At 46.1% G+C, this 2230-nt stretch carries 2 protein-coding genes; both read right to left on the minus strand.

Going from position 1 to position 2230, the window contains the following annotated elements; translation table 11 throughout:
* On the minus strand, nucleotides 1–524 hold a 524-nt coding region (locus tag MSA64_RS09380), incomplete at its 3' end, for a tetratricopeptide repeat protein (RefSeq protein WP_287891434.1).
* The coding region (locus MSA64_RS09385) for a protein kinase domain-containing protein (RefSeq protein ID WP_287891436.1) at nucleotides 521–2230 on the minus strand (1710 nt) is incomplete at its 5' end. The genes MSA64_RS09380 and MSA64_RS09385, both read right to left, overlap by 4 nt.

A 2230-nucleotide genomic window follows, 5' to 3' on the forward strand; every position in this document is an offset into this window, starting at 1 on the left:
CCCGCTTCTGTCACATCACATCTTCCGTAAGTATTGACATACTGCTGATAGCAAAAGGCACTGATATTGTCCAGAAGCATAAAACGGGCTGCAATCTTACTGTCATCTTTGTCAACATCGTAGACTTCCTGCAAAGCCTCACCCTGCAGACCTTTTTGCTTTTTCGCTCTTTCTTCCCTCACTTTTTCCATTACCGTCTCAAAGAACGTATCCTGCGTGTTGGCATATCCTTCATCTGCAGTGTCATATGCATTCTCGTAGTCACCCTCCTGAATGTACAGACTGATCAGTTCTTTGTATGCATCGGTCTTCTCCGGATACATCTCAATAGACTGCAGATATAAAGTCTCTGCGGCATCATAGTTTTCCTCCAGCAGATACTGTTTTGCAGACTCCATCTTTACTCCGTATTTTCGTTCGTTTACTTTCCTTCCTGCAACAGTGGCTGCAGTAATTGCCGCAACCGCAACAATCACAAGTCCGATTCCGCCGATTATGATATACTTCGTTGTTTTCTTTTTCATTCCTTTTCCTCCCATCCCAGTTCTTTTAGCTGTGTGATGATTGCTTTCAGTTGTACCATATCCGGTTCCGATTCCGGTCGGATGCCCTTTTCCTCCATCAGTTTTGTCGCCCTGTCATAGCAGGCAAAGACCTCATCATACGATCGATCTGCCGGCCGTCTGTCATTATTGTAACGATAAGAGACGTACGCAAGCCGGATATATGCCTTATATTCTCCCGGATATTCTTTCTGGATCTGTTTCAGAAGGTTCCTGCTTTTATCCCAGTAACCTTCTTTTTCATAAACAGCATCCAGATTATACAGATCTTCCACCAGGACGATCTTGCTGTCGATCACCTGTTCCAGGCACTCCCCCGCTATTGTCGTCTGTCCGATCTTTAACGCCTCCTGTGCTGCTCTCCGAAGCCAGTAGATCCTCGTGCTGTCCGAAAGATCGGCTGCATGCCGAATCAGATAATCAATGCTCTCTTCTGTATGTCCACAGGCTTCTGCGGTCAGAAGGAAGGTACTTACGGCATGTGCCATCATATCTGCAGAAGCTTTCTGCAAAGCACTCTTTGCCATCTCATACGCTTCCTCTTTTTCCCCGTTCCTGTGTGAGATCTCTGCCTGGATCAGTGCCGTATCTGCCTCTGTAGCTCCCAGCTGCTTTGCCATGCGTAGATTCCACTCAGCCTCTTCCACATCGTTTTCTCCTGCATATGCAAGTGCAAGATCCCTGTACAGGTCTGCATTTTCCCCGTCGATCTCCACCACATCTTCCAGCAGCTGCGCCGCCTCTTCATATTGCTCCAGATACAACGCACAGTTTCCTGTCGCATACAGCAGTTCTGCCTGTGATATTGGGTCTTTTTCAAAATATTTCTGATACTGCTCCTCATTCAGGATTTTTACGCCCTCTTCATACAAATCCTGTGTCTCGTTCTCCGCATGGCTCAGGTATTCCCATCCGTCCTCTTTTTCCACGAAGGTTTCCACGGTATCTACGTACTTTCGATACTGTACTCTCCCGTGATGGTAGATACCTCCGGCAATTCCAAGAATTCCTGCAAGTGCCGCTGTCATACCAGCAGCAACTATCATCTTTCTTCGCTGTATCTGCTTTGTAGACCACGCCTCCAGATGCTGCAACGCCTTCAACATCTCCCCCGCACTCTTAAATCTTCTGTGTATATCCGGATGCATCGCTTTCGAAACAATGTTCGCCAGTGCATCGCTGTACACTTCGTTCAGGTACTTCAGTTCCACAAAATTTTCTCTGCGGGCATTCGGATATACCCCCGTCATCAGAAAATAAAATACTGCACCTGCACTGTACAGATCTGTTCGTCCATCCAAAACCACCTTACTGTCATCTGCACCGGCAAGAATCCGATCTGCCTTTTCCACCTGTTCCGGAGAAGCGAACTGATTGCTTAGTCCAATGAGGTCTTTATTACTCTCTCCGTCAATCGAAATAATGAAATCAATCAGACAGACATTTCCCTCTTCTGTGATCATAATATTGGCCGGTTTGATGTCACAGTGAAGGATCATCGGTTTCCTTGTATGTAAATACTCGAGAACTTCAAGAAGCTGCTGAAGCCAGATCAGCAGCTGTTCCTCCGAAAAGTGTATATTCTGTTTGCAATAATATTCCAGATCATGACCGGAAATATAGTCAATCACCGTATAAATCTGATCCCCGATCTGCAAAAAATCATA

The sequence above is a fragment of the Oliverpabstia sp. genome, assembly GCF_022785585.1.
Classification (GTDB): Bacteria; Bacillota; Clostridia; order Lachnospirales; family Lachnospiraceae; genus Oliverpabstia; species Oliverpabstia intestinalis.